The sequence below is a fragment of the Streptomyces sp. NPDC054887 genome (assembly GCF_053610585.1).
Genome location: NZ_JBSGYQ010000080.1, coordinates 1 through 23,939 on the forward strand (window position 1 = coordinate 1; position 23,939 = coordinate 23,939).

At 72.9% G+C, this 23,939-nt stretch carries 18 protein-coding genes, 1 rRNA gene and 1 pseudogene; 16 read left to right on the top strand and 4 right to left on the bottom strand.

All coding sequences use genetic code 11. From position 1 onward, the window contains the following. The 3 genes and pseudogenes from rrf to ACWGH0_RS30705 all read left to right on the top strand — a co-directional run. A 5S ribosomal RNA gene (gene rrf / locus ACWGH0_RS30695) occupies positions 1-105 on the top strand; the annotation flags it as partial. 123 nt (positions 106-228) lie between these two features. Beyond that, positions 229-1,404, top strand: a pseudogene (locus ACWGH0_RS30700) (hypothetical protein); the annotation flags it as partial. Between the two features lie 321 nt (positions 1,405-1,725). Continuing rightward, positions 1,726-2,457: a hypothetical protein gene (locus ACWGH0_RS30705; RefSeq protein WP_453407557.1), complete on the top strand. Its 732-nt coding sequence runs from the start codon at positions 1,726-1,728 to the stop codon at positions 2,455-2,457. Between the two features lie 63 nt (positions 2,458-2,520). Here the strand turns inward: ACWGH0_RS30705 and ACWGH0_RS30710 are convergent, their stop codons facing one another. Continuing rightward, complete coding sequence (locus ACWGH0_RS30710) at positions 2,521-3,804, bottom strand: DUF1015 family protein (RefSeq protein ID WP_453407538.1); 1,284 nt, start codon at positions 3,802-3,804, stop codon at positions 2,521-2,523. A 72-nt stretch (positions 3,805-3,876) separates the two neighbouring features. On the opposite strand from ACWGH0_RS30710, the gene ACWGH0_RS30715 reads away from it, so the two are divergent. The 4 genes from ACWGH0_RS30715 (at position 3,877) to ACWGH0_RS30730 (ending at position 7,997) form a co-directional block, all read left to right on the top strand. After that, positions 3,877-4,905, top strand: coding sequence for an HAD-IIA family hydrolase (locus tag ACWGH0_RS30715; RefSeq protein ID WP_453407539.1), 1,029 nt, complete (start codon positions 3,877-3,879; stop codon positions 4,903-4,905). A gap of 190 nt (positions 4,906-5,095) precedes the next feature. After that, the gene (locus ACWGH0_RS30720) at positions 5,096-6,061 is read left to right on the top strand and encodes a FecCD family ABC transporter permease (protein WP_453407558.1); all 966 of its coding nucleotides are present in this window, start codon (positions 5,096-5,098) and stop codon (positions 6,059-6,061) included. Continuing rightward, the gene (locus ACWGH0_RS30725; protein WP_453407540.1) at positions 6,058-7,137 is read left to right on the top strand and encodes a FecCD family ABC transporter permease; all 1,080 of its coding nucleotides are present in this window, start codon (positions 6,058-6,060) and stop codon (positions 7,135-7,137) included. Before ACWGH0_RS30720 ends, ACWGH0_RS30725 begins: the two co-directional genes overlap by 4 nt. Positions 7,138-7,160: 23 nt before the next feature. Beyond that, on the top strand, positions 7,161-7,997 hold the full coding sequence (locus ACWGH0_RS30730; protein WP_453407541.1) for an ABC transporter ATP-binding protein: 837 nt from the start codon (positions 7,161-7,163) through the stop codon (positions 7,995-7,997). On the opposite strand, the gene ACWGH0_RS30735 is transcribed toward ACWGH0_RS30730, so the two are convergent. Next, on the bottom strand, positions 7,981-8,331 hold the full coding sequence (locus tag ACWGH0_RS30735; RefSeq protein WP_453407542.1) for an SCP2 sterol-binding domain-containing protein: 351 nt from the start codon (positions 8,329-8,331) through the stop codon (positions 7,981-7,983). The two genes, ACWGH0_RS30730 and ACWGH0_RS30735, sit on opposite strands and share 17 nt — an antisense overlap. Before the next feature lie 41 nt (positions 8,332-8,372). Here ACWGH0_RS30735 and ACWGH0_RS30740 point away from each other — a divergent pair, with 41 nt between their 5' ends. The 5 genes from ACWGH0_RS30740 (at position 8,373) to ACWGH0_RS30760 (ending at position 13,831) form a co-directional block, all read left to right on the top strand. Further along, positions 8,373-8,675: a hypothetical protein gene (locus ACWGH0_RS30740; protein WP_453407543.1), complete on the top strand. Its 303-nt coding sequence runs from the start codon at positions 8,373-8,375 to the stop codon at positions 8,673-8,675. A 7-nt stretch (positions 8,676-8,682) separates the two neighbouring features. Next, on the top strand, positions 8,683-9,498 hold the full coding sequence (locus ACWGH0_RS30745; RefSeq protein ID WP_453407544.1) for a TlyA family RNA methyltransferase: 816 nt from the start codon (positions 8,683-8,685) through the stop codon (positions 9,496-9,498). Beyond that, positions 9,495-10,436, top strand: coding sequence for an NAD kinase (locus tag ACWGH0_RS30750; RefSeq protein ID WP_453407545.1), 942 nt, complete (start codon positions 9,495-9,497; stop codon positions 10,434-10,436). The genes ACWGH0_RS30745 and ACWGH0_RS30750 overlap by 4 nt, the downstream gene beginning before the upstream one ends. Before the next feature lie 323 nt (positions 10,437-10,759). Then, positions 10,760-12,478, top strand: coding sequence for a DNA repair protein RecN (gene recN, locus ACWGH0_RS30755; RefSeq protein WP_453407559.1), 1,719 nt, complete (start codon positions 10,760-10,762; stop codon positions 12,476-12,478). Positions 12,479-12,727: 249 nt separating this feature from the next. After that, positions 12,728-13,831 (top strand): glycosyltransferase family 4 protein, encoded by a 1,104-nt coding sequence (locus ACWGH0_RS30760; RefSeq protein WP_453407546.1) that lies wholly within the window; start codon positions 12,728-12,730, stop codon positions 13,829-13,831. A 387-nt stretch (positions 13,832-14,218) separates the two neighbouring features. Here the strand turns inward: ACWGH0_RS30760 and ACWGH0_RS30765 are convergent, their stop codons facing one another. Continuing rightward, positions 14,219-15,847, bottom strand: coding sequence for a PucR family transcriptional regulator (locus ACWGH0_RS30765; protein ID WP_453407547.1), 1,629 nt, complete (start codon positions 15,845-15,847; stop codon positions 14,219-14,221). A 234-nt stretch (positions 15,848-16,081) separates the two neighbouring features. Between ACWGH0_RS30765 and ACWGH0_RS30770 the strand changes: the two genes are divergently transcribed. Then, positions 16,082-17,593, top strand: a complete 1,512-nt coding sequence (locus ACWGH0_RS30770) for an APC family permease (protein WP_453407548.1) — start codon at positions 16,082-16,084, stop codon at positions 17,591-17,593. Between the two features lie 10 nt (positions 17,594-17,603). Beyond that, positions 17,604-19,232 carry an FAD-dependent oxidoreductase gene (locus tag ACWGH0_RS30775; RefSeq protein ID WP_453407549.1) on the top strand — a complete coding sequence of 543 codons (1,629 nt, stop codon included), beginning with the start codon at positions 17,604-17,606 and terminating at the stop codon, positions 19,230-19,232. Here ACWGH0_RS30775 and ACWGH0_RS30780 read toward each other — a convergent pair whose 3' ends face one another. Beyond that, on the bottom strand, positions 19,233-21,035 hold the full coding sequence (locus tag ACWGH0_RS30780) for a glycoside hydrolase family 15 protein (protein WP_453407550.1): 1,803 nt from the start codon (positions 21,033-21,035) through the stop codon (positions 19,233-19,235). Positions 21,036-21,476: 441 nt separating this feature from the next. Here ACWGH0_RS30780 and ACWGH0_RS30785 point away from each other — a divergent pair, with 441 nt between their 5' ends. Together ACWGH0_RS30785 and ACWGH0_RS30790 are read left to right on the top strand one after the other, a co-directional pair. Further along, positions 21,477-23,150, top strand: a complete 1,674-nt coding sequence (locus tag ACWGH0_RS30785; protein WP_453407551.1) for a CTP synthase — start codon at positions 21,477-21,479, stop codon at positions 23,148-23,150. 83 nt (positions 23,151-23,233) lie between these two features. Then, positions 23,234-23,860, top strand: a complete 627-nt coding sequence (locus tag ACWGH0_RS30790) for an NUDIX domain-containing protein (RefSeq protein WP_453407552.1) — start codon at positions 23,234-23,236, stop codon at positions 23,858-23,860. Positions 23,861-23,939: the final 79 nt, after the last annotated feature.

Genomic DNA, 23,939 nt, shown 5'->3' on the forward strand with positions numbered 1-23,939 from the left:
AGCGTTAGGGAAACGCCCGGTTACATTCCGAACCCGGAAGCTAAGCCTTTCAGCGCCGATGGTACTGCAGGGGGGACCCTGTGGGAGAGTAGGACACCGCCGAACAATCTTTCAGGACCCTTGGTCCAGCGTTCATGCTGGACCAGGGGTCCTTTTTGTTTTTCCGAAGCGCGTCGGATGGCCGACTGCGCGAGAATGACTGCGTTACCCCACGACAGGAGCCAACCGATGTCCACCAACTCTTCCGACGATCGTCCGGAGCGCGAGCCGCGTCGGCGAGACGGCGATGACAGGGGCGGATACCGCGGCGGTCGCGACGACCGCGCGCCGCGCCGGGACAACGATCGCGGTGGGTTCCGTCGTGACGACCGCCCCACCGGTGGGTTCCGCGGCGGTCGTGACGACCGTCCGAGCGGTCCGCGCCGCGACGACGACCGCGGCGGGCGTCCGGGCGGGGGTGGCGGTGGCTACCAGCGTCGTGACGACCGCCCCAGCAGTGGCCCGCGCCGCGACGACAACCGTGGTGGTGACAACCGCGGTGGCCGTCCGGCCGCCGGCGGCGGTTACCAGCGCCGTGACGACCGTCCCAGCAGTGGTCCGCGCCGTGACGACCGCCCGAGCGGTGGCGGCGGTTACCAGCGTCGTGACGACCGTCCCAGCGGTGGCGGCTTCCAGCGTCGTGACGACCGGCCGGCAGGCGGCGGCGGTGGGTTCCGCGGCGGTCGTGACGACCGCGGCCCGCGCCGTGACGACGACCGTGGTGGCTTCCAGCGCAGGGACGACCGTCCCAGCGGCGGCAGCGGCTACCAGCGTCGGGACGACCGGCCGAGCAGTGGTCCGCGCCGTGACGATCGTCCGAGCGGTGGCGGCGGTTACCAGCGTCGTGACGACCGTCCCAGCGGTGGCGGCTTCCAGCGTCGTGACGACCGTCCCAGCAGTGGTCCGCGTCGTGACGACGAGCGTGGTGGCGGCTTCCGCGGTGGGCGCGATGACCGCGCGCCCCGTCGCGACGACCGCCCGAGCGGTGGCGGCTTCCAGCGCAGGGACGACCGTCCCAGCGGTGGTGGCTACCAGCGTCGTGATGACCGTCCGAGTGGTGGCAGCAGTTACCAGCGTCGTGACGACCGTCCCAGCGGTGGCGGCGGTGGCTACCAGCGTCGTGACGAGCGCCCGAGTGGTGGCGGCGGTTACCAGCGTCGTGACGACCGGCCCAGTGGCGGTGCTGGATTCCAGCGTCGTGACGACCGTCCGAGTGGCGGCAGCAGCTACCAGCGTCGGGACGACCGTCCCAGCGGTGGCGGCGGTGGCGGCGGTGGCTACCAGCGTCGTGACGAGCGCCCGAGCGGTGGCAGCAGCTACCAGCGTCGTGATGACCGTCCCAGCAGCGGTGGCGGCGGTGGCTACCAGCGTCGTGACGACCGCCCGAGTGGTGGCAGCAGCTACCAGCGTCGGGACGACCGTCCCAGCAGTGGTGGCGGTGGCTATCAGCGTCGGGACGACGAGCGTGGTGGGTTCCCCCGTGACGACCGGTCCAGGTCGCCGCGTCGGGACGACGAGCGCGGATACCGCGGCGGTCGTGACGACCGTGGTCCTCGTCGTGACGACCGTGCGCCGCGCCGTGACGACCGTGACGGATACCGCGGGCAGCGTGACGACCGCGACCGCGAGCCCGTCAAGCGGCTCCCGATCCCCGAGGACGTCACGGGGCACGAGATCGACAAGGACGTGCGTCAGGAGCTCCAGAGCCTGCCGAAGACGCTGGCCGAGGACGTCGCCAAGAACCTCGTCATGGTCGCGAACCTCATCGACGAGGACCCCGAGGAGGCGTACGCCTACTCGCGCATCGCGCTGAGGCTCGCCTCGCGCGTGGCCGCCGTCCGCGAGGCCGCGGGCTTCGCGGCGTACGCGACGCAGCGGTACACGGAGGCGCTCGCGGAGTTCCGCGCCGCCCGCCGTATGACCGGGAGCGTCGAGCTGTGGCCCGTCATGGCGGACTGTGAGCGCGGGCTCGGGCGGCCGGAGCGGGCACTGGCGATGGCCGGTGAGCCCGAGGTGGCGAAGCTCGACAAGGCGGGACAGGTCGAGATGCGTATGGTCGCGGCCGGCGCACGGCGCGACATGGGGCAGATCGACGCCGCCATCGTGACGCTCCAGGGCCCCGAGCTGGCGTCGAACTCGGTGCAGTCGTGGACCGCGCGGCTGCGGTACGCGTACGCCGACGCGCTGCTGACCGCCGGGCGTGAGGCCGAGGCGCGGGAGTGGTTCGCCAAGGCGATCGAGGCCGACAAGGACGGTTCGACGGACGCTTCCGACCGGCTCGCCGAGCTCGACGGCGTCGACTTCGTCGACGCTCTCGACGAAGAGGGCGACGAGGTCCAGGAGCCCGAGGAGACCGTCGCGGCGGACGACGTCGAGGACGCCGCCGGCCCGAAGGTCGTCGAGGGCGACGAGGACTGACGTACGCGCTGAATGAGGGCGGCACCCCGGTGGGGTGCCGCCCTTTTTCCCGTTGCGGACCGGTCAGCTCAGGTCGAGGCTGCGCAGGACCAGGCCCGTCGCCGGCTTCGGGCCGAACGAGGTGGACTTGCGGGGCATGGTGACGCCCTGGCGGGCCAGGTCCCGGACGACTTCCTCGCGTACCGGATGCATCAGCACGGCGGTGGCGCCGTGGCGTTCCGCCTGCTCGACGGCGGCCTGTGCGCCGTGGATGTACGCGATGTGCTCGGGGGTGTCGGGGACGGACCACACGTGGTCGAGGAGGGCCGCGTGCAGGACCGTCGCGTCCAGGGTCCGCCACGCCTCGGGGCTGCCGGACGGGATCGTACGGCTGAGCAGCGCCTCGTCGGGGCGGTCGACGAGGTGGAAGGCCCCGTCCCCGGCCAGCAGGAACGCGTTGCCGGCGGTCGCCGCGTCGGCCAGGGCATCCAGGGCCCCGGCCAGCGGGCCCGGCACCTCGCGGACGCGGAAGGTGTTCGCGACCGCGGCCAGGGCGTCGGCGACCGGCAGGCGGTGCAGCAGCCGGTGGATGGCGCGGACCTGGAGCGGGTAGCGGGCCGTGTCGATGAGGAGGACGAGGCCCGAGTCCCAGGGGCTGCCGGCCGGGTGCTCCGACCGCAGGCGCAGGTACGTGGCCCAGCGGTGGTGACCGTCGGCGATCAGCGCCTGGTGGCCGGACAGGCCGGCCGTCGCTTCGGCCAGTTCGGCGGGGTCGGTGACGGACCACAGGCGGTGGCTGAAGCCGTCCTCGGTCGTGGTGGCCAGGATCGGCGGGCGCAGGGCGGCGCGTTCGACGACGGCGCCGACGCCGGTCTCTCCGCCGTCGCCCCGGTAGGTCAGCAGGAGCGGTTCGAGGTTCGTCGCGGTGGCCCGCATCAGGCCCGCCCGGTCGGCGACGACGTGCGGCATCACGTCCTCGTGAGGCAGGACGACGCCGTCGGCCGGCGGGCTGAGGGTGAGGGCGCCGATGATGCCGCGCTGGAGGAGGTCGCCCCTGCGCTGCTCGTACACGTACAGGGCCGGCTCCGGGTCCGGGGCGAGCACGCCCTCGGACAGCCAGCGGCGCAGGGTGTCGGCGGCCTGCTGGTTGCGGATGCCGGGGGTGGCGGCCTGCGGCAGGATCAGGCGGACGATGTTGTACGGGTCGGCCGATTCCAGGTGCAGCAGGCCGTCGGGCCGTACGACCACGTCGTACGGCGGGGACGTGACAGCGGCGAGGCTGCTCACTCGCTCGGGGACGTAACGCAGTCCACGGAACGGGGCCAGGCGCAGGCCGTGGTCCTCCTCGGGCCGACCAGGTGTACTCATTGATGCATCGTAAGTGGGGTCGCCCGATGCGCGATGATCGGGGGACGAGCGAGGATCTAGGAGCGATACGCAATGAGCCAGCAGACCAGGACCCGGCCCGGGGGGAGCGCGCGTGCGCTGAGGGAGGCGTACGACACGGCTCTGCTGGACCTCGACGGCGTGGTGTACGCGGGCGGAGCTGCCATCGCGCACGCCGTGGACGCGCTCGGGGTGGCCCGGGAGGGCGGGATGCACCTCGCGTACGTCACCAACAACGCCCTGCGGACGCCCGACGCGGTGGCGGAGCATCTGACCGAGCTCGGCGTGCCGGCGGAGGCCGCCGATGTGATCACGTCGGCGCAGGCGGTCGCCCGGCTGATCGCGGATCAGGTCCCGGAGGGGGCCCGGGTGCTGGTGGTCGGGGGCGAGGGCCTGCGGGTCGCGCTGCGCGAGCGCGGGCTGGTTCCCGTGGAGTCGGCCGACGACGATCCGGTGGCCGTGGTGCAGGGGTACGGCGGGCCCGACCTGGCGTGGGGCCGGTTCGCCGAGGCCGCGTACGCCGTCGCGCGGGGGCTGCCGTGGTTCGCGTCCAACACCGATCTGACGATTCCGAGCGCGCGCGGGATCGCGCCGGGCAACGGCGCGGCGGTGGAGGTCGTACGGATCGCCACCGGCGCCGAGCCGCAGGTGGCGGGCAAGCCGCTGCCGCCGATGCACCGCGAGACGATCCTGCGGACCGGCGCGGAGCGGCCGCTGGTGGTCGGGGACCGGCTGGACACGGACATCGAGGGTGCGAACGCCGGTGGCGTGGACTCGCTGCTCGTGCTGACCGGGGTGACGGACGCGGCTCAGCTGCTGGCGGCAGCGCCGAAGTACCGGCCGACGTATGTGGACGCGGATCTGCGGGGGTTGCTCACCGGGCAGCCGGAAGTGGCGGACGGGGACGGCGGGTTCGTGTGCGGCGGCTGGACCGGTGCGGTGCGGGACGGCGAGCTGGTGGCCGAGGGGGAGGGCGAGGCGCTGGACGGGCTGCGTGCGCTGTGCGCGGCGGCCTGGACGTACGCCGGGGACGGTCCGTGCGAACTGGACGCGGGGAAGGCGCTGGAGCGGGTGGGGTTCTAGTACACGGGGGCGCGGCTGGGCCCGCAGGCGGCGGACCGGGGGATTCCGCTGGGGTGCCGCGGCCGTTTGCCGGGATGCGAGGGTAGGCTAACCTAACTCCGTGTTGGTCGAGAGTTCCCCCAAGCAGAGCGCGGTGCCGGACCCCCGCGCCCCCGCGTCCCCCAGACGCAACGCCGTACGCGCCGCCGGTCTGTTCGCCGCCGTCGGCGTGCTGCTGCTGGTCGTCGTGGCGAGTATCGCGATCGGCGCCAAACCGCTGGCGCTCGGCGAGGTGTGGCACGGCCTGTTCCACGCCTCCGGGACCGGCAACGACGTGATCGTCCGGGACGTGCGGGTGCCCCGCACCATCCTGGGCGTGCTCGTCGGGGTGGCCCTCGGGCTCTCCGGCGCGGTCATGCAGGGCCTCACCCGCAACCCGCTCGCGGAGCCGGGGATCCTCGGCGTGAACGCGGGGGCGGCGGCCGCCGTCGTCTCCGCCATCAGCTTCTTCGGCATCACCTCGCTGACCGGGTACGTGTGGTTCGCGTTCGCCGGCGCCGGAGTCGTCTCCGTACTGGTCTACGTCCTCGGTGGCAGCCGGGGCGCGACCCCCGTACGGCTCGCGCTCGCCGGCACCGCCGCGACCGCCGCGCTCTACGGCTACGTCAACGCCGTACAGCTCATGGACTCCGCCGCGCTCGAACAGATCCGCTTCTGGACCGTCGGGTCGCTGGCCTCCGCCGACATGGAGATCATCGGCAAGGTCTGGCCGTTCGTCGCCGTCGGTGTCGTGCTCGCGCTGCTGATCGCGCGGCCGCTCAACGCCATGGAGATGGGTGACGACACGGCGAGGGCGCTGGGCGCGCACCTGACCCGTACGCGTGTGCTCGCGATGGTCGCGGTGACGCTGCTGTGCGGGGCGGCGACCGCCGCCTGCGGGCCGATCGTCTTCATCGGGCTGATGGTCCCGCACCTCGTGCGGACCCTCACGGGACCCGACATGCGCTGGATCCTGCCGTACGCCGCCGTGCTGTCCCCGGTCCTGCTGCTGGGCTCGGACGTCATCGGGCGGGTCGTGGCCCGGCCGTCGGAACTCCAGGTCGGCATCGTGACCGCGCTGGTCGGCGGGCCCGTGTTCATCCATCTCGTACGCCGCCGGAAGATGGCTCAACTGTGACTGTCACCTCTCCTTCGCGCTCGCGGAACTCGTCCCGGAGCGGGGCCTCCCGCGCGGTGCGCACCCGCGGCGGACTCTCCCTGCGGGTCGAGCCCAGGGCGCTGCTGGTCACGGGTCTGCTGCTGGCCGCGGCGCTCGGCATGGCCGTCGTCCTCATCGGCAGCGGCGACTTCCCGATGTCGCCGGGCGACGTGGTGCGCACGCTCCTCGGGAACGGCACCGCCGCACAGGAGTTCATCGTCACCGAGCTGCGCACGCCGCGGGCCGTCGTCGCGCTGCTCGTCGGTGCGGCGCTCGGGGCATCCGGGGCGGTCTTCCAGTCCATCTCCCGCAATCCGCTGGGAAGTCCGGACGTCATCGGTTTCGGGCAGGGCGCCACCGCCGGCGCGCTGACCGTGATCGTGCTGTTCAAGGGCGACGCGCTCGCGGTGACGGGCGGAGCGCTCGTCGGCTGTCTGCTGACGGGAGCGGCCGTCTACTTCCTGGCGTGGAAGCGGGGCGTGCACGGTTTCCGGCTGGTGCTCGTCGGCATCGGCGCGGCCGCCATGCTGACGGCCCTCAACCACTACCTGATCACCAAGGCCAGCATCTTCGACGCCACCCGCGCCACCGTGTGGATGACCGGTTCGCTCGAAGGGCGCGGCTGGGAGCAGGCGTGGCCGCTGCTCGGCGTGTGCGCCGTCCTCGTCCCGCTGGTGCTGGGGCACGGGCGGTCGCTGCGCATGATGGAGATGGGCGACGACGCGGCGTACGCCCTCGGGGTGAGCGTCGAACGGGCCCGCCTCGTGCTGATGCTGTCCGCCGTACTGCTCATCGCCGTCGCCACGGCCGCCGCGGGACCCATCGCCTTCGTGGCGCTGAGCGCGCCGCAGCTCGCCCGCAGGCTGACGCGGTCGCCGGGGGCCAACCTCGGCGCCTCCGTCTGCATGGGCGCCGCGCTGCTGGTGGTCGCCGACTGGATCGCCCAGCTCGGCCTCGGCGGCACGCAGTTGCCGGTGGGCGTCGTCACGGGCGTCCTCGGCGGCTGCTACCTGCTGTGGCTGCTGGTCACCGAACGCAAGGCGGGACGTATATGACGAACGAGAAGAACTCCAGGAGCATGCCAGTGCAGCGTCAGCGCCTCAGCGCGGAATCGGTGACCCTCTCCTACGACCAGCGGGTCATCGCCGAGGACCTGTCCGTCGAGATCCCCGACAACTCGTTCACAGTCATCGTCGGGCCCAACGCGTGCGGCAAGTCCACGCTGCTGCGGGCGCTCTCACGGATGCTCAAGCCGACGCGGGGCCGGGTGCTCCTCGACGGCGCCGCCATCGGGTCCATGCCCGCGAAGAAGGTCGCCAGGACGCTGGGGCTGCTGCCGCAGTCCTCCATCGCGCCCGACGGGATCACCGTCTCCGACCTCGTGGCGCGCGGCCGCTACCCGCACCAGGGGCTGCTGCGGCAGTGGTCGCCGGAGGACGAGCGGATCGTCGAGGAGTCGATGGAGTCGACGGGCGTCGGCGAGCTGGCCGACCGGTACGTCGACGAGCTGTCCGGCGGGCAGCGGCAGCGCGTGTGGATCGCGATGGCCCTCGCCCAGCAGACGCCCCTGCTGCTGCTCGACGAGCCGACGACGTTCCTCGACATCCAGCACCAGATCGACGTGCTCGACCTGTGCGCCGACCTGCACGAGACGCGGGGGCGCACCCTCGTCGCCGTACTGCACGACCTGAACCACGCGGCGCGTTACGCCACCCACCTCATCGCCATGCGGGACGGCGCGGTCGTGGCGCAGGGACCGCCGGCCGAGGTGGTCACCGCCGAGCTGGTGGAGCGGGTCTTCGGGCTGCGCTGCCAGGTCGTCGACGACCCGGAGACGGGTACCCCCCTGGTGGTCCCCGCGGCGCGGCAGGCGCGCGGCCGGGCGGTGGCCGCCCCGGCTACAGCAGCTTCCTGAGCCGGATCAGGTCGCGGAACCCGGCCTCCAGCCGCACCCGGCCCGAGGCCCAGGCCCTGGCGAAGTTCAGCTCGCCGCCGACCAGGGCGACCAGGTCGTCACCGGTCATGCCCAGACGGATCTCGGCGCGCTCGCGCGGGGGGCCGTCGTGGGTGTCCCGCACGTCGATGCGGCCGTCCGCGAGACGGCCGGTGAACGTGACGTCCAGATCCGTGATGTGACAGCTCAGGGAACGGTCGAGCGCGGCGGCACTGCGAACGCCGTCGTCGTCGGCCCGGGCCAGGTTGTCCGAAAGTGTGTCGAGTGCGCCGCGGCACTCCTCCGTCGTAGCCATCGGATCGACGGTACCCCAGGGCTTCGCGGTAGCGTCGGGGCATGAACCACGAGGTCGAGGGCGCCGAGTACGCCCCGAACGAGGCCGGGGAGGGCACAGGGGCCGCCGCCGTCGCGCCCCGCGACCCGGCCGCGCCGGCGCCTCTCGGGGTGGAGCGCACCCCCACCGGGCACGACGGCGTCGACGCGCTGCTGGAGCGGCTGGGCGACGCCGACCACCTCCCGGCGGCCGGGCACATCGAGGTGTACGAGGATGTACACCGGGGACTGCGTGAGGCGCTGAGCGCGCTGGACGCACGCCCGGGACCTCCGGCGCCCCCTTCCTCGTACGACAACAGGAGCTGAACCGATCGTGGCAGGAGTCGCGCGCCGCCGCCTCGACGCCGAGCTGGTCCGCCGGAAACTCGCCCGCTCCCGGGAGCACGCGAGCCAGCTGATCGCCGCGGGGCGGGTGAAGGTGGGCGGCGCCGTCGCGACCAAGGCCGCCACGCAGGTCGAGACGAGCGCCGCCGTCGTGGTGCTCAAGGACGAGAGCGACCCGGACTACGTCTCGCGGGGCGGCCACAAGCTGGCCGGCGCGCTGGAGGCGTTCGTACCGCTGGGGCTGGAGGTCCAGGGGCGCCGCGCGCTCGACGCCGGGGCCTCGACGGGCGGGTTCACCGATGTGCTGCTGCGTGCCGGGGCCCGGCAGGTCGTCGCCGTCGACGTCGGATACGGCCAGCTCGCCTGGTCGCTCCAGTCCGATGAACGCGTGAGCGTCAAGGACCGTACCAACGTGCGGGAAATGACACTCGACACGATTGACGGGGAGGCGGTCGACCTGATCGTCGGTGACCTGTCCTTCATCCCCCTGGGCCTCGTGCTGCCGGCGCTGGTGCGGTGCGCCGCGCCCGGCGCCGACCTCGTGATGATGGTGAAGCCGCAGTTCGAGGTGGGCAAGGACCGCCTGGGCAGCGGCGGCGTCGTACGCAGCCCAGAACTCCGGGCGGAGACCGTACGGGCCGTGGCCCGGCAGGCGTGGGAACTCGGCCTGGGCGTACGGGGCGTCACCGCCAGTCCGCTGCCGGGGCCCTCGGGGAACGTCGAGTACTTTCTGTGGCTCCGGGCCGGTGCTCCCGAGCTCGACCCGGCGGATGTTGACCGTGCAGTTGCGGAGGGGCCGAGTTGACAACGACGACAACGACGACGGACAGGTCTGCCGAGCCCCCCGGGGCGGCACGCACTGTCTTCCTGCTCGCACACACCGGACGCCCCGCGGCGATCCGCAGCGCCGAACTGGTCGTACTGGGCCTGCTGCGCAGCGGGATCGGTGTGCGCGTGCTGGCGGCGGAGGCGGCGGACCTGCCGCTGCCGCCGTCCGTGGAGACGGTGGCGGAAGCCTCGCCCGCCGTACTCGACGGCTGCGAACTGCTGATCGTCCTCGGGGGTGACGGGACGCTGCTGCGCGGCGCCGAGTTCGCGCGCGCCTCCGGGGTGCCGATGCTGGGCGTCAACCTCGGCCGCGTCGGCTTCCTGGCGGAGGCCGAGCGCGACGACCTCGACAAGGTCGTCGACCGCGTCGTCACGCGCGCGTACGAGGTCGAGGAGCGCATGACCCTCGACGTCCTGGTGCACAACAACGGGGACGTCGTGCACGAGGACTGGGCGCTCAACGAGGCCGCCGTGCAGAAGGTCTCGCCCGAGCGGATGCTCGAAGTCGTGCTGGAGATCGACGGCCGCCCGGTGACCGGCTTCGGCTGCGACGGGATCGTCTGCGCCACCCCCACCGGCTCCACGGCGTACGCCTTCTCGGCCGGCGGTCCCGTGGTCTGGCCCGAGGTGGAGGCGCTGCTCATGGTCCCGATCAGCGCGCACGCGCTGTTCGCGAAGCCGCTGGTGACGTCGCCGAACTCGGTGCTCGCCGTCGAGGTGCAGCCGCACACGCCGCACGGCGTGCTGTGGTGCGACGGCCGCCGGACCGTGGAACTGCCGTCCGGCGCGCGGGTGGTGGTGCGGCGGGGCGCCGTGCCCGTACGGCTGGCGCGGCTGCACCACGCCTCGTTCACCGACCGGCTCGTCGCCAAGTTCGCCCTGCCCGTTTCGGGGTGGCGGGGCGCGCCGCACTGACGGCGGCGTACCGGACGGCGCTTCGAAGGGTGATCGCGCGGGGGCGCCCCCGCGTCGCCCGGCGGCGCGGTGCCCGGTCCTCTTCCGGTCCCCGCGCCCGCCGCAACCGGTGAATTCCCGGCCGCCGGTCCCGGACAAGTGAATTCATCGTGAAGGGTGACGCGGGCGGGTCCGGTGGGCCGACGACCCGGGCTGGGGTGGGATTTTGCCCGCCCCGGCCCTTCGTACCGGCGGGGCGCGCGGGGGCGCGCGGAGAGTGTCGGTGCGGGGGCCGTCGCGACGGGGCCTCCGGACCTCGTAAGGTCGTGTCCGTGTTGGAGGAGATGCGGATACGGTCGCTGGGCGTCATTGATGACGCCGTCGTCGAGCTGTCACCGGGGTTCACCGCGGTGACGGGTGAGACCGGCGCGGGCAAGACCATGGTCGTCACCAGCCTCGGGCTGCTGCTCGGCGGGCGCGCCGACCCCGCCCTCGTCCGGATCGGGGCCAAGGCCGCGGTCGTCGAGGGGCGGATCACCGTGCCCGCCGGCGCGCCCGCCGCCGTACGGGCGCAGGAGGCGGGGGCGGAACTCGACGACGGGGCGCTGCTGGTCAGCAGGACCATCTCGGCCGAGGGCCGGTCACGGGCCCACGTGGGCGGCCGGTCGGTGCCGGTGGGGCTCCTCACGGAGCTCGCGGACGACCTCGTCGCCGTACACGGCCAGACCGACCAGCAGGGCCTGCTGCGGCCGGCACGGCAGCGGCAGGCGCTCGACCGGTATGCCGGAGACGCCGTCGCCGTTCCCCAGGAGAAGTACGCGGCCGCCTACCGGCGGCTGCGCGCCGTCGCGGTGGAGCTGGACGAGCTGACCACGCGGGCGCGGGAGCGCGCGCAGGAGGCGGACCTGCTGCGTTTCGGGCTCGACGAGATCGCGGCCGTCGAACCGCGGGCCGGCGAGGACGTCGAACTCGCCGCGGAGGCGGAGCGGCTGGGGCACGCCGAGGCGCTGGCGTCGGCGGCGGCGGTCGCGCACGCCGCGCTCGCCGGGAACCCGGAGGACCCGGAGAGCGTAGACGCGACCACGCTGGTCGCCGGGGCCCACCGGGCGCTCGACGCCGTGCGGTCGCACGACCCGGCGCTCGCCGCGCTCGCCGAGCGGATCGGTGAGATCGGGATCCTGCTGGGCGACGTGGCGGGGGAGCTGGCCGGGTACGCCGACAACCTCGACGCCGATCCGTTGCGGCTGTCCGCGGTGGAGGAGCGCAGGGCGGCGCTCACCCAGCTCACCCGCAAGTACGGCGAGGACGTCGGAGCGGTGCTCGCGTGGGCGCAGGACGGGGTCGCACGGCTGACCGAGCTGGAGGGCGACGACGACCGGATCGGCGAGCTGACGGCCGAGCGCGACGCGCTGCGGGAGGAACTCGCCGGGCTGGCGCAGGCACTCACCGACGCCCGTACCGAGGCGGCGGCGCGGTTCGCCGACGCGGTCACCGAGGAACTGGCCTCGCTCGCCATGCCGCACGCCCGCGTCACGATCGACGTACGGCAGACCGAGGACCCCGAGGGGATCGAGGTCGGCGGGCGCCTGGTGGCCTATGGGGCGTCCGGGGCCGACGAGGTGGAGCTGCTGCTCGCGCCGCACCCCGGCGCGCAGCCCCGGCCGATCGCCAAGGGCGCCTCCGGCGGTGAGCTCTCCCGGGTCATGCTCGCGGTGGAGGTGGTCTTCGCCGGGTCCGATCCGGTGCCGACGTACCTGTTCGACGAGGTCGACGCGGGCGTGGGCGGCAAGGCGGCCGTCGAGGTCGGCCGGCGGCTGGCGAAGCTCGCGAAGTCGGCGCAGGTCGTCGTGGTGACGCACCTGCCGCAGGTCGCGGCCTTCGCGGACCGGCAGTTGCTGGTGGAGAAGACCAACGACGGGTCGGTCACCAGGAGCGGAGTCACCGTCCTGGAGGGCGAGGACCGGGTCCGTGAGCTGTCGCGGATGCTGGCGGGCCAGGAGGACTCGCAGACCGCCCGGGCGCACGCCGAGGAGTTGCTGGCCGCCGCGCGCGGGGGTGCCTGACACCGCTCGGGTCGTTGTCCCGGTCGCCGGTCGCCGGTCGCCGGTCGCCGGTCGCCGGTCGCCGGTCGCCGGTCGGCGTGCCCGGTGTCACCCGCATGGGTGCGCCCGGGCTCGCCGGTCACCCGTGTGGGTGATGCCGGTCAGGTACGAGCTGGGACGGACCCCTTCGCGGTGCCGGAACGCGCGTGCGGGCTGGCATCCTGGGCGACGCACTACGTCCGTTCGACGCCGACTCAGGAGCTCCGCGACGTGAGCAGCACCCCGGTCCCGCCGTACGGTCGCACGCCGCTGAGCGTCGTGCACGTGCTCGGCGGCGGCAGCGCGGGCAGCGCCGCGCACGTCAGGACGCTGGCCGCCGGGCTCGTCGCGCGCGGCCTGCGGGTCGTCGTCTGCGCCCCTGCCGCAGTGGAGGACGCGTACGACTTCGGCGGCTGCGGGGCGGGTTTCGCCGCCGTGCCGCGCCGCAGTGATCCGGCCGCCGTGGCGGCGCTCCGCGCGGCCTGCGCCGGGGCCGACGTGGTGCACGCCCACGGGCTGCACGCCGCCGTGCGCAGTGCGCTCGCGCTGCGGGGGCGGCGGGTCCCGCTGGTCGTGACCTGGCACACCCGGGCGGACGACGCCGGTCCGCGCGGTCACCTCGTGCGGCTGCTGGAGCGCAGGGCCGCCCGGGCGGCCGCCGTGGTGCTGGGCACGTCGTCCGACCTCGTGGACCGGGCCCGCAGCCGCGGCGCGCGCGACGCGCGGCTGGCGCCCGTCAGTGTGCCCGCGCCGAGGCCGCCCGAGGATTCCGGCGAGAGCAAGGCGCGGGCGGACCTGGGAGCCGTCGAGCGGCCGCTGGTCATGGCGGTCGGCAGCCTGGTGCGCGGCCGGGGGTACGACGCCCTGCTGGACGCGGCGCGCACCTGGCGGGACATGGACCCCGCGCCGCTGCTGGTGGTGGCCGGCGAGGGCGGTGAGCGCGGCGCCCTCCAGCGGCGCATCGAGGCGGAGTCGCTGCCGGTGCGCCTCGTCGGGCGGCGGGACGACGTCGGGGAACTCCTCGCCGCCGCCGACGTCGCCGTGCTCGCCAGCCGGTGGGAGGGGCGGTCCGTCCTGGCACAGGAGGCGCTGCGGGCGGGCATCCCGCTGGTCGCCACGGCGGTGGGCGGAGTGCCGGAGCTCGTCGGAGACGCGGCCGAGCTGGTTCCGTACGGCGACAGCGGGGCGCTCGCGCGGGCCGTCGTACGGCTTCTGGACGATCCGGCGCGACGGCTGTCGCTCGCCGAGGCGGGCAGGGCGCAGGCGGCGACCTGGCCCACCGAGGACGAGACCGTGGCGCAGGTCCTGAGCGTGTACGACGAACTGACGGGCTGACTCCGCGCCGGACGGACCGGGCCCGGGCGTGCGGGGCTGCGGAGAGCTACTGCGGGACTTCGGCGGCCGACGGCAGCACCGGCCGCAGCGGTGCGGGCGGGTTCGGTCGGTGTGGGCTGCGGGGCTTCGACGGCCGGGGGCAGTGCTACGGGGCGAGCGTGCCGGGCCCGGCCCGGACGGCGAACTGGCGGGCCCGCTGCGGGGCTCGGGCGGCCGGCGGCAGGTTAGGGAGGCGTGCGGCCCGGCCCGGCTGGTGAGGCGGCGGGGTGGCGTGGCGGCGCATCTGCGGGCCGGGTCCTGTGGCGGGGCATCCGTGACCGGCGGCCGGTCCGCCGGGCTTCGGGCGGGCGGGGCTGCGGAGAGCTACTGCCGGGCCGGGCGGGCCGGCTACGTGGTGTGGCGGCGGGCGCGCAGGGCCAGGCTCAGGGCCAGGACCGTCTGCGGGTCGTCCAGGTCCGTGCCGAGGAGCTCGGAGATGCGGGCCAGGCGGTTGTAGAGGGTCTGGCGGTTCAGGTGCAGCTCACGGGCCGTCTCCGCCTTGCGGCCCGCGTGCGCCAGATACGTCTGGAGGGTGGGCAGCAGGGGCGGGCGGGACGTGCGGTCGTGGTCCCGCAGGGGCCCGATCGCCCGGTCGACGAACGCCGCCAGGTCCGGGTGCTCCCGCAGACGCCACAGCAGCAGGTCGATGTCCAGGCGCCGGGCGTCGTACCAGGGGCGGTCGGAAAGACCCTGGGCGGCCGTCGCCGTCTCCGCCGCGTGGCGCAGGCCCGCCGACGCCGCCGTCCAGCCGCCCGCCACGCCGACGACCACGACGGGAGGATGCGCGCCCGCGCGTTCCAGGCCGGCGCGCTCCACCCCGGCGCGCAGCGCCGCCGCCACCCGGTCGGCGACCGCCGTGCGTTCCGACTCGGAGCGCAGACCGAGCAGGAGGGGGACGCGGCCCTCCACGGGGCGTACGCCCAGCAGGACCGGCACGCCGACCGCCGACAGCTCCTCCAGGACGGCCCGTGCCAGCACCGCCCAGTTGCCGGCCGGGGCCAGCTCGGCCGCGAGCCGCATCACGACGGGCAGCAGCGGCCCCTCGCCCGGCTTGAAGCCGAGCACTCTGGCCTGGGCGGGCGCGTCCTCGGCGGCGATGCGGCCCTCCGCGAGGTCCGTGAGGAAGTCGCCGCGCCCCCGCGCGGCCAGCTCCTCCTCCTGCCGCGCCTGCATCAGCACGACGGCGAGGATCCCGGCCGCCCGCTCCGCCGCGATCCGGTGCACGGGCAGCAGGGGCGAGGAGACCGCGAGGAGCGCGATCCTGGCCCTGACCGCCCCCGCGCCGTGGCCGCCGCCCGGCACGTCCACCAGCACGCCGTTCGCCGGCGGCCCCGACTCGCGCGCCTCCCGCTGACCGCGCAGGCCCTCCCACACCTGGAGGGGGTCGGCGCACGCGTCGCCCGGCTCGGGCCCGGCCGCGTAGAGGAGCTGTCCGTCCGCCGTCTCCAGGAAGACCGGGTTGGCGGTGAAGTCCGCCAGGATGCCGAGGACCTGAGGGATCCCGCCGCCGCCGAGGAGCGCCTCCGTGCAGCGCCGGTGGACCTCCTCGGCGCGCCGCAGAAGCGTGTAGTGGCCGTTGACGATCTCGGTGTGGACCTCCTCGGTCACCGAGACGAACGGCACCTCCCGGTGCAGCTGGACCAGCGGCAGCCCGGCCGTCCGCGCGGTCTCCACGATCGTGGCGGGCAGCCGGCTGAAGCGCGGGCCCAGCTCGACGACGAGCGCGGCGATGCCCCGGTCCGCGAGACGGCGTACGAACGCGCGCTGCTCGGCGGGGCGCGTACCGAGGCCGAGGCCGGTCGTGAGCAGCAGCTCGCCGCCCTTGAGCAGCGAGGCGATGTTCGGCACCTCGCCGGCGTGCACCCAGCGCACGGTGCGGTTCAGCCGGTCGGCGCCGGCGACGACCTCGGGCAGTCCGCCGCGCAGCCCCGGCAGCTCCAGCGCCCGCTGCACGGTGATGCCGCCTTGCGTGTCCACTGCGATGTACCTCGTGACGTGTTTCCGCCGTGCCCAAGGAAGGCACCGCATTCGGTGGACGCTACCCGCGTGTCCGTTCCAGGAACATCACCCTGCGGTTACGGGACAGGTCCGGCGGCCCGGCGGCCCGACAACTCGTCGCCCCCGCACCGCATTTGCGCTACCCCGTGTCGATTGTGGTCTGCGTCACCCGGCCCAAGACTGTCGCCCCCCGTACAAGAGAGAGGGCGCGGCATGTCTGACAAACCCGCACGTGAGGTGCAGCGGCTCAAGGCGAACTCCGTCGGACTGGTCGGTGTGGTGTTCATGGCGGTCGCCACCGCGGCGCCGATCACCGCGATGACCGGAAATCTCCCTATCGCCGTGGGCTTCGGCAATGGAACGGGCGCCCCCGCCGGCTACCTCTTCGCGACCCTCGTCCTGACCGTGTTCTCGGTCGGGTACGTCGCCATGGCGAAGCGCATCACCGCGGCGGGCGCCTTCTACGGATACATCTCGCACGGCCTGGGCCGCATCGCCGGCATGGCGTCCGGGATGCTCGCCGTCCTCGCGTACATCGTCTTCGAGGCGTCGATCGTCGGCATCTTCGCCTACTTCGGCCAGACGACGGTCGCCGACCAGCTCGGCGTCGACATCCCCTGGATCGTGTACGCCGTCGGCATGCTCGCCGTGACGGGCGTCCTCGCGTACTTCGACATCAACATCACCGCCAAGGCCCTCGGCGTCATGCTCGTCGCCGAGATCGCCGTCCTCTTCGCCGTCGCCACCGCGGTCCTGCTCGCCGGGGGCGGCCCCGACGGCATCCCGCTCGAACCCGTCAACCCGGTCAACGCCTTCACCGGCACCTCCGCCGGACTCGGTCTCTTCTTCGCCTTCTGGTCGTGGGTCGGCTTCGAGTCGACCGCGATGTACGGCGAGGAGTCCCGCGACCCGAAGCGCGTCATCCCGCGCGCGACCCTCATCTCGGTGGTCGGAGTGGGGCTGTTCTACATCTACGTCTCCTGGATGACGATCGCGGGCAACGGCCTCGACGGCTCGGTCAAGGTCTCCTCCTCCGCGTCGCCGCTCGATCTCTTCTTCGACCCGACGGAGACGTTCATCGGCGCGTGGGCCGTGGACGCGTTCCAGTGGCTGCTGCTCACCGGTTCGTTCGCCTGCGGCATGGCCTTCCACCAGTGCGCGTCGCGCTATCTGTACGCGATCGGCCGCGAGGGCTTCCTGCACCCGGCCCTCGGCCGCACACACCGCGCGCACGGGTCGCCGTACATCGCGTCGTACGTCCAGACCGGCATCGCCACCGCGCTCGTCGCCGCCTTCTGGCTGGCCGGCGAGGACCCGTACATCCACCTCTACACACTCCTGGCGATCCTCGGCACGATGGCGATCCTCATCGTCCAGACGCTCTGTTCCTTCGCGGTGATCGGCTACTTCCGCAAGAACCACCCGGAGGACCGGCACTGGTTCAGGACGTTCACCGCTCCGCTCCTCGGCGGCGTCGGCATGATCGCCGTCGTCGTCCTGCTCGTGATCAACATGGAGACCGCGGCCGGACTCGCCGCCGACTCCCTCTTCTTCGAGCTGATCCCCTGGATCGTCGGCCTGGTGTTCTTCGGCGGTCTCGGACTCGGCTTCTACCTCAAGGCGAAGCAGCCCGACCGCTACGAGATCATCGGCCGCATCGTCCTCGAGGACGCGGCCGAGCGCACCGACGACAGCCCGACCAGTCAGCCAGCCGCGACCGTCTGAGGAGCCCTCCATGTCCCGTTCGCACATGATGCACGCCCTGCGACAGCTCGCCGCGGAGCACGCCGCCGCCCGCAGGCTGGGCATGCCCGCCGCCGAGGTCCGCGGCTCCAGCCGCCGCGAACTGCTCGGCCGCGCCGCCGCCCTCGGCCTCGGCACCGCTCTGGCCGGTCCCGCCCTCACCGCACAGGCCGCGCCCGTGCGGGCGGCGGTCCAGGGCGCGGCGGCGCCCAGAATCGCCGTGGTCGGCGCGGGCATAGCCGGCCTGACCGCCGCGCTCACCCTCAAGGACGCCGGCCTGGGCTGCACGCTCTACGAGGCCGACCCGTCCCGGGTCGGCGGCCGCATGTGGACCCAGCGGAGCCACTGGGCCCACGGGCAGATCTCCGAGATCGGCGGCGAGCTGATCGACACCAGCCACAAGAAGATCCTCGAACTCTGCCGCCGTTTCGGGCTGCCGACGGAGGACTTCCTGGGCGGCGGTCCCGCGGGCGCCGAAGAGGTCCTCTGGTTCAACGGGGCCTACTACCCGCGCGAGCAGGCCGACGAGGACTTCAAGGACGTCTTCCAGGCCCTCCACCGGGACCTCCAGGAAGCCGGCGAGGTGAAGTGGAACCAGAGCACGCCGGCCGGCACCGCCCTGGACAACATGTCGATCCGCGCGTGGATCGACTCCCGCGTGCCCGGCGGACACACCTCGTCGCTCGGCGCCTTCATCGACGTCGCCTACAACGTCGAGTACGGCGTCGAGACGACCGAGCAGTCCGCCCTCGCCCTGGTCCTGCTGATGGGCTACCAGCCGAACCCCGGGCACTTCAACGTCTGGGGCCTGTCCAACGAGCGGTACCACGTCGTCGGCGGCAACGACCAGCTCCCGCGCGCCATCGCCGCGTCACTGCCCGCGGGCACGATCCAGATGGGCAGGCGGCTCACCGCGGTAAGGGCCAACGCCAATGGCACCCAGACCCTTACCTTCACCGACGCCGGAACGGTCACGACCGTCACGGCGGACCAGACCATCCTGTGCGTGCCGCTGCCCGTCCTCCAGCGCCTCGACCTGTCGGCCGCCGGGCTCGACCCCCTCATGACGAACCTGCTGCGCGACGCCCGCATGGGCGACTGCACCAAGCTCAACATGCAGTTCTCCGCGCGCCCCTGGCGCGGCGAGGGCCCCTGGCCCGGGGTGTCGGCGGGCGACTGCTTCACCGACAGCGACGTACAGCAGACCTGGGACACCACCAAGGTGCAGCCCGGGAGCGGCGGCATCCTCATCCAGTACGGCAGCGGCAGGCTCGCCAGGTCGCTGACGCCGGCCACGCCCTTCGCCACCGAGGCGGACCCCTACGTACGGGACCTGGCCGCGCGCCGTTCCCGGGAAGTCGACGCGTTCTTCCCGGGAACGTCGAGAACGTGGACGGGGAAGGCGCAGCTGTCCGCCTGGCACCGCAACCCGTACGCCCTGGGCGCGTACTCCTACTGGCCCGTCGGCTACCTGCACCGGTACGCCGGCTACGAGGGCACCGCGCAGGGGAACCTCCACATCGGCGGCGAGCACTGCAGCTACGACTTCCAGGGCTTCATGGAGGGCGGCGCGACCGAAGGGGAACGCGCCGCCCGCCAGGTGATCGGCAAGCTGCTCTAGTCAGCCGCCGTACGCACCGCTCGCCGTCAGCCGCAGTGCCGTGTCGATCAGCGGCACGTGGCTGAAGGCCTGCGGGAAGTTCCCGACCTGGCGCTGCAACCGGGAGTCCCACTCCTCGGCGAGCAGCCCCAGGTCGTTCCGCAGCCCCAGCAGCTTCTCGAAGAGCTTGCGCGCCTCGTCGACCCTTCCGATCATCGCCAGGTCGTCGGCGAGCCAGAAGGAGCAGGCGAGGAACGCGCCCTCGTCGCCCTCCAGACCGTCCAGGCCGGCGTGGTCGCCCGCGGTCGGGTAGCGCAGGACGAAACCGTCCTCCGTGGACAGCTCGCGCTGGATCGCCTCGATCGTGCCGATGACCCGCTTGTCGTCGGGCGGCAGGAAGCCCACCTGCGGGATCAGCAGCAGGGAGGCGTCCAGCTCCTTGGACCCGTACGACTGCGTGAAGGTGTTGCGCTCGGGGTCGTAGCCCTTCTCGCACACCGTGCGGTGGATCTCGTCGCGCAGCTCGCGCCACTTCTCCACCGGGCCGTCCGCGTCGCCCATCTCGATCAGCTTGATCGTCCGGTCGACGGCGACCCACGCCATCACCTTGGAGTGCACGAAGTGGCGGCGCGGGCCGCGCACCTCCCAGATGCCCTCGTCGGGCTGGTCCCAGTGGTCCTCCAGGTAGCGGATCAGCTTGAGCTGGAGCAGCGAGGCGTAGTCGTTGCGCGTCAGGCCCGTCATGTGGGCCAGGTGCAGCGCCTCGGTGACCTCGCCGTACACGTCCAGCTGCAACTGGTGCGCGGCGCCGTTCCCGACCCGTACGGGGGTCGAGTTCTCGTAGCCGGGCAGCCAGTCGAGCTCCGCCTCGCCGAGCTCGCGCTCGCCCGCGATGCCGTACATGATCTGGAGGTTCTCCGGGTCGCCCGCGACCGCCCGCAGCAGCCACTCGCGCCAGGCGCGCGCCTCCTCGCGGTAGCCCGTGCGCAGCAGCGACGACAGGGTGATCGCCGCGTCGCGCAGCCAGGTGTAGCGGTAGTCCCAGTTGCGCACGCCGCCGATCTCCTCCGGCAGCGACGTCGTCGGCGCGGCGACGATGCCGCCCGTCGGGGCGTACGTCAGCGCCTTCAGGGTGATCAGCGAGCGGATCACCGGCTCCCGGTAGGGCCCGTGGTACGTGCACTGTTCGACCCAGTCGCTCCAGAACTCCGCGGTCGCCTCCAGAGCGGCCTCGGGCTCCGGCAGCGGGGGCTCGGCCTTGTGCGAGGGCTGCCAGCTGATGGTGAAGGTGACCCGGTCACCGGGCGCGACGGTGAAGTCGGAGTACGTCGTCAGGTCCTTGCCGTACGTCTCGGTGTCGGCGTCCAGCCAGACCGAGTCGGGTCCGGCGACCGCGACCGTGCGCGTGTCGACCTTGTGGACCCAGGGCACCACGCGCCCGTAACTGAAACGCATCCGCAGCGCCGAGCGCATCCGCACCCGGCCGCTGACGCCCTCGACGATCCGGATCACCTGGGGCGCGCCGTCGCGCGGCGGCATGAAATCAGTCACCCTGACCGTGCCGCGGTCGGTGTCCCACTCGGATTCGAGGATGAGCGAGTCCCCGCGGTAACGGCGGCGGGCGGCGGCCGGCGGCCCCGCGTCGGCCGCGTGGGCGGGCCCGATCCGCCAGAAGCCGTGTTCCTCGGTGCCGAGCAGCCCGGCGAAAATGGCGTGTGAGTCGAAGCGGGGGAGGCACAGCCAGTCGATCGTGCCGTCCCGGCAGACCAGCGCCGCTGTCTGCATGTCTCCGATAAGTGCGTAGTCCTCGATGCGCCCGGCCACGTTGCAATCTCCAGTCGAACGGCCACGTTCGCCCCATTGGGGCACTTGCGGTCAGGGGATTTCCGACGAGCTCTTGGTCCCGGGAGCGGGCGGGGATGGTGCCTTCGCCGGCCGGCTCGCAGCGATGTATCCGAGCAGGATACGTCGCAGCCAAGTGCTCTGCGCGACGGTACCGGCAACACGAGTCTGCCGAACGGGTGAGCTACGAGTGAGTTGTGCGGGGGTCGGAGGTGCGGGTGGCGGAGGCTTCCCGTGCGGCGGACGACGCGGCGCGCGGCCGGAAGCGGCCTCGTCCCGTCGCTGATAGGCTGGTACCCCGTGGACCGGTGGCCAGTCTGTGACGATCAGGCGCCCCGAAACCGCAGCGACGGCACCACCCGGATTCCGGGCCGGCGGCCGGTACGCACCTCACTTCGCGACCACGGGAGCCCCCTCTTGGCGATGCCGCCCAAATCCATGACGACCAAGCACATCTTCGTCACCGGGGGTGTCGCCTCCTCCCTCGGTAAGGGCCTGACGGCCTCCAGCCTGGGTGCGCTGCTCAAGGCGCGGGGCCTGCGGGTCACGATGCAGAAGCTCGACCCGTACCTGAACGTCGACCCCGGCACGATGAACCCGTTCCAGCACGGCGAGGTGTTCGTCACCAACGACGGCGCCGAGACCGACCTGGACATCGGCCACTACGAGCGCTTCCTCGACGTCGACCTCGACGGCTCGGCCAACGTCACCACCGGCCAGGTCTACTCCCAGGTCATCGCCAAGGAGCGGCGCGGCGAGTACCTCGGCGACACCGTCCAGGTCATCCCGCACATCACCAACGAGATCAAGCACCGCATCCGGCGCATGGCGACCGACGACGTCGACGTCGTCATCACCGAGGTCGGCGGCACGGTCGGCGACATCGAGTCGCTGCCCTTCCTGGAGACCGTCCGCCAGGTCCGCCACGAGGTCGGCCGCGACAACGTCTTCGTCGTGCACATCTCGCTGCTCCCCTACATCGGCCCGTCCGGCGAGCTCAAGACCAAGCCGACGCAGCACTCGGTCGCCGCGCTGCGCAACATCGGCATCCAGCCCGACGCCATCGTGCTGCGCGCCGACCGCGAGGTCCCGCTGTCCATCAAGCGCAAGATCTCGCTGATGTGCGACGTCGACGAGGCCGCGGTGGTCGCCGCGATCGACGCCAAGTCGATCTACGACATCCCGAAGGTGCTGCACACCGAGGGCCTGGACGCGTACGTCGTGCGCAAGCTGGACCTGCCGTTCCGCGACGTGAACTGGACCCAGTGGGAGGACCTGCTGGACCGCGTCCACAACCCCGACCACGAGGTCACGGTCGCGCTCGTCGGCAAGTACATCGACCTGCCCGACGCCTACCTCTCGGTGACCGAGGCCATGCGCGCCGGCGGCTTCGCCAACAAGGCCCGCGTCAAGGTCAAGTGGGTCACCTCCGACGACTGCAAGACGCGGGCGGGCGCCCAGAAGCAGCTCGGCGACGTCGACGCGATCGTGATCCCCGGCGGTTTCGGCGAGCGCGGCGTCAACGGCAAGGTCGGCGCCATCCAGTACGCCCGTGAGAACAAGGTGCCGCTGCTCGGCCTGTGCCTGGGGCTCCAGTGCATCGTCGTCGAGGCCGCGCGCAACCTCGCGGGCATCGAGGACGCCAACTCGACCGAGTTCGACGCGGCGACGGCCCACCCGGTGATCTCCACCATGGAGGAGCAGCTCGCGTACGTCGAAGGGGCGGGCGACCTGGGCGGCACCATGCGCCTCGGCCTCTACCCGGCGAAGCTCGCCGAGGGCTCGATCGTCCGCGAGGTCTACGGCGACCAGCCGTACGTCGACGAGCGCCACCGCCACCGCTACGAGGTGAACAACGCCTACCGCGCGGAGCTGGAGAAGAAGACGGGCATCGTCTTCTCCGGCACGTCGCCCGACAACAAGCTCGTCGAGTACGTCGAGTACCCGCGCGAGGTGCACCCCTACCTGGTCGCCACCCAGGCGCACCCCGAGCTCCGCTCGCGCCCGACCCGCCCCCACCCGCTCTTCGCGGGCCTGGTGAAGGCGGCCGTCGAACGGCAGCAGGCGGCGCTCAGGACCGGCGCGGCCGCCGAGTAGTCGCAGGAGATACGGTTGCCGGGGTACGGGCCTTTTGGGCCGGTACCCCGGTTTTCTGCTTTCTGCTTTGGGAGGACGCTTTCATGGCCATCAAGGACACCCCCGAGGAGTGGCAGGTCACCGCGACCGCGGTTCCCTTCCAGGGCAACAAGACGAGTGTCCGCACCGACGACGTGGTCATGCCCGACGGCGGCGTGGTACGCCGCGACTACCAGGTGCACCCCGGTTCCGTGGCGGTCCTGGCCCTCGACGAGAACGACCGCGTCCTGGTCATCCGCCAGTACCGGCACCCCGTGCGCCACCGGCTCTGGGAGATCCCGGCCGGACTGCTCGACGTGCCCGGCGAGAACCCGCTGAGCGCCGCACAGCGCGAGCTGTACGAAGAGGCGCACGTCAAGGCCGAGGAGTGGCACGTGCTGACCGACGTCTACCCGACGCCGGGAGGGTGCGACGAGGCCGTACGGATCTTCTTCGCCCGCGATCTCTCGGACGTCGAGGGCGAGCGCTTCGAGGTCGAGGAGGAGGAGGCGGACATGGAGCTCGCCCGGGTGCCCCTCCAGGACCTCGTGCGGGGCGTGCTCGCCGGTGAACTGCACAACACCTGCCTGGCCGTCGGCGTACTCGCGCTGACCGCCGCGCTCGCGGGTGACGGCGTGGAGGCGCTGCGGCCCGCCGACGCGCCCTGGCCCGCGCGCCCGTTCGAGGCGTGAGAGCCACCCTTTGAGGGTGACGGTCATCTGAAAATCCGCTGATCCGATCGGGTGATCCGCCCGCCGCGCTCCGCACGGT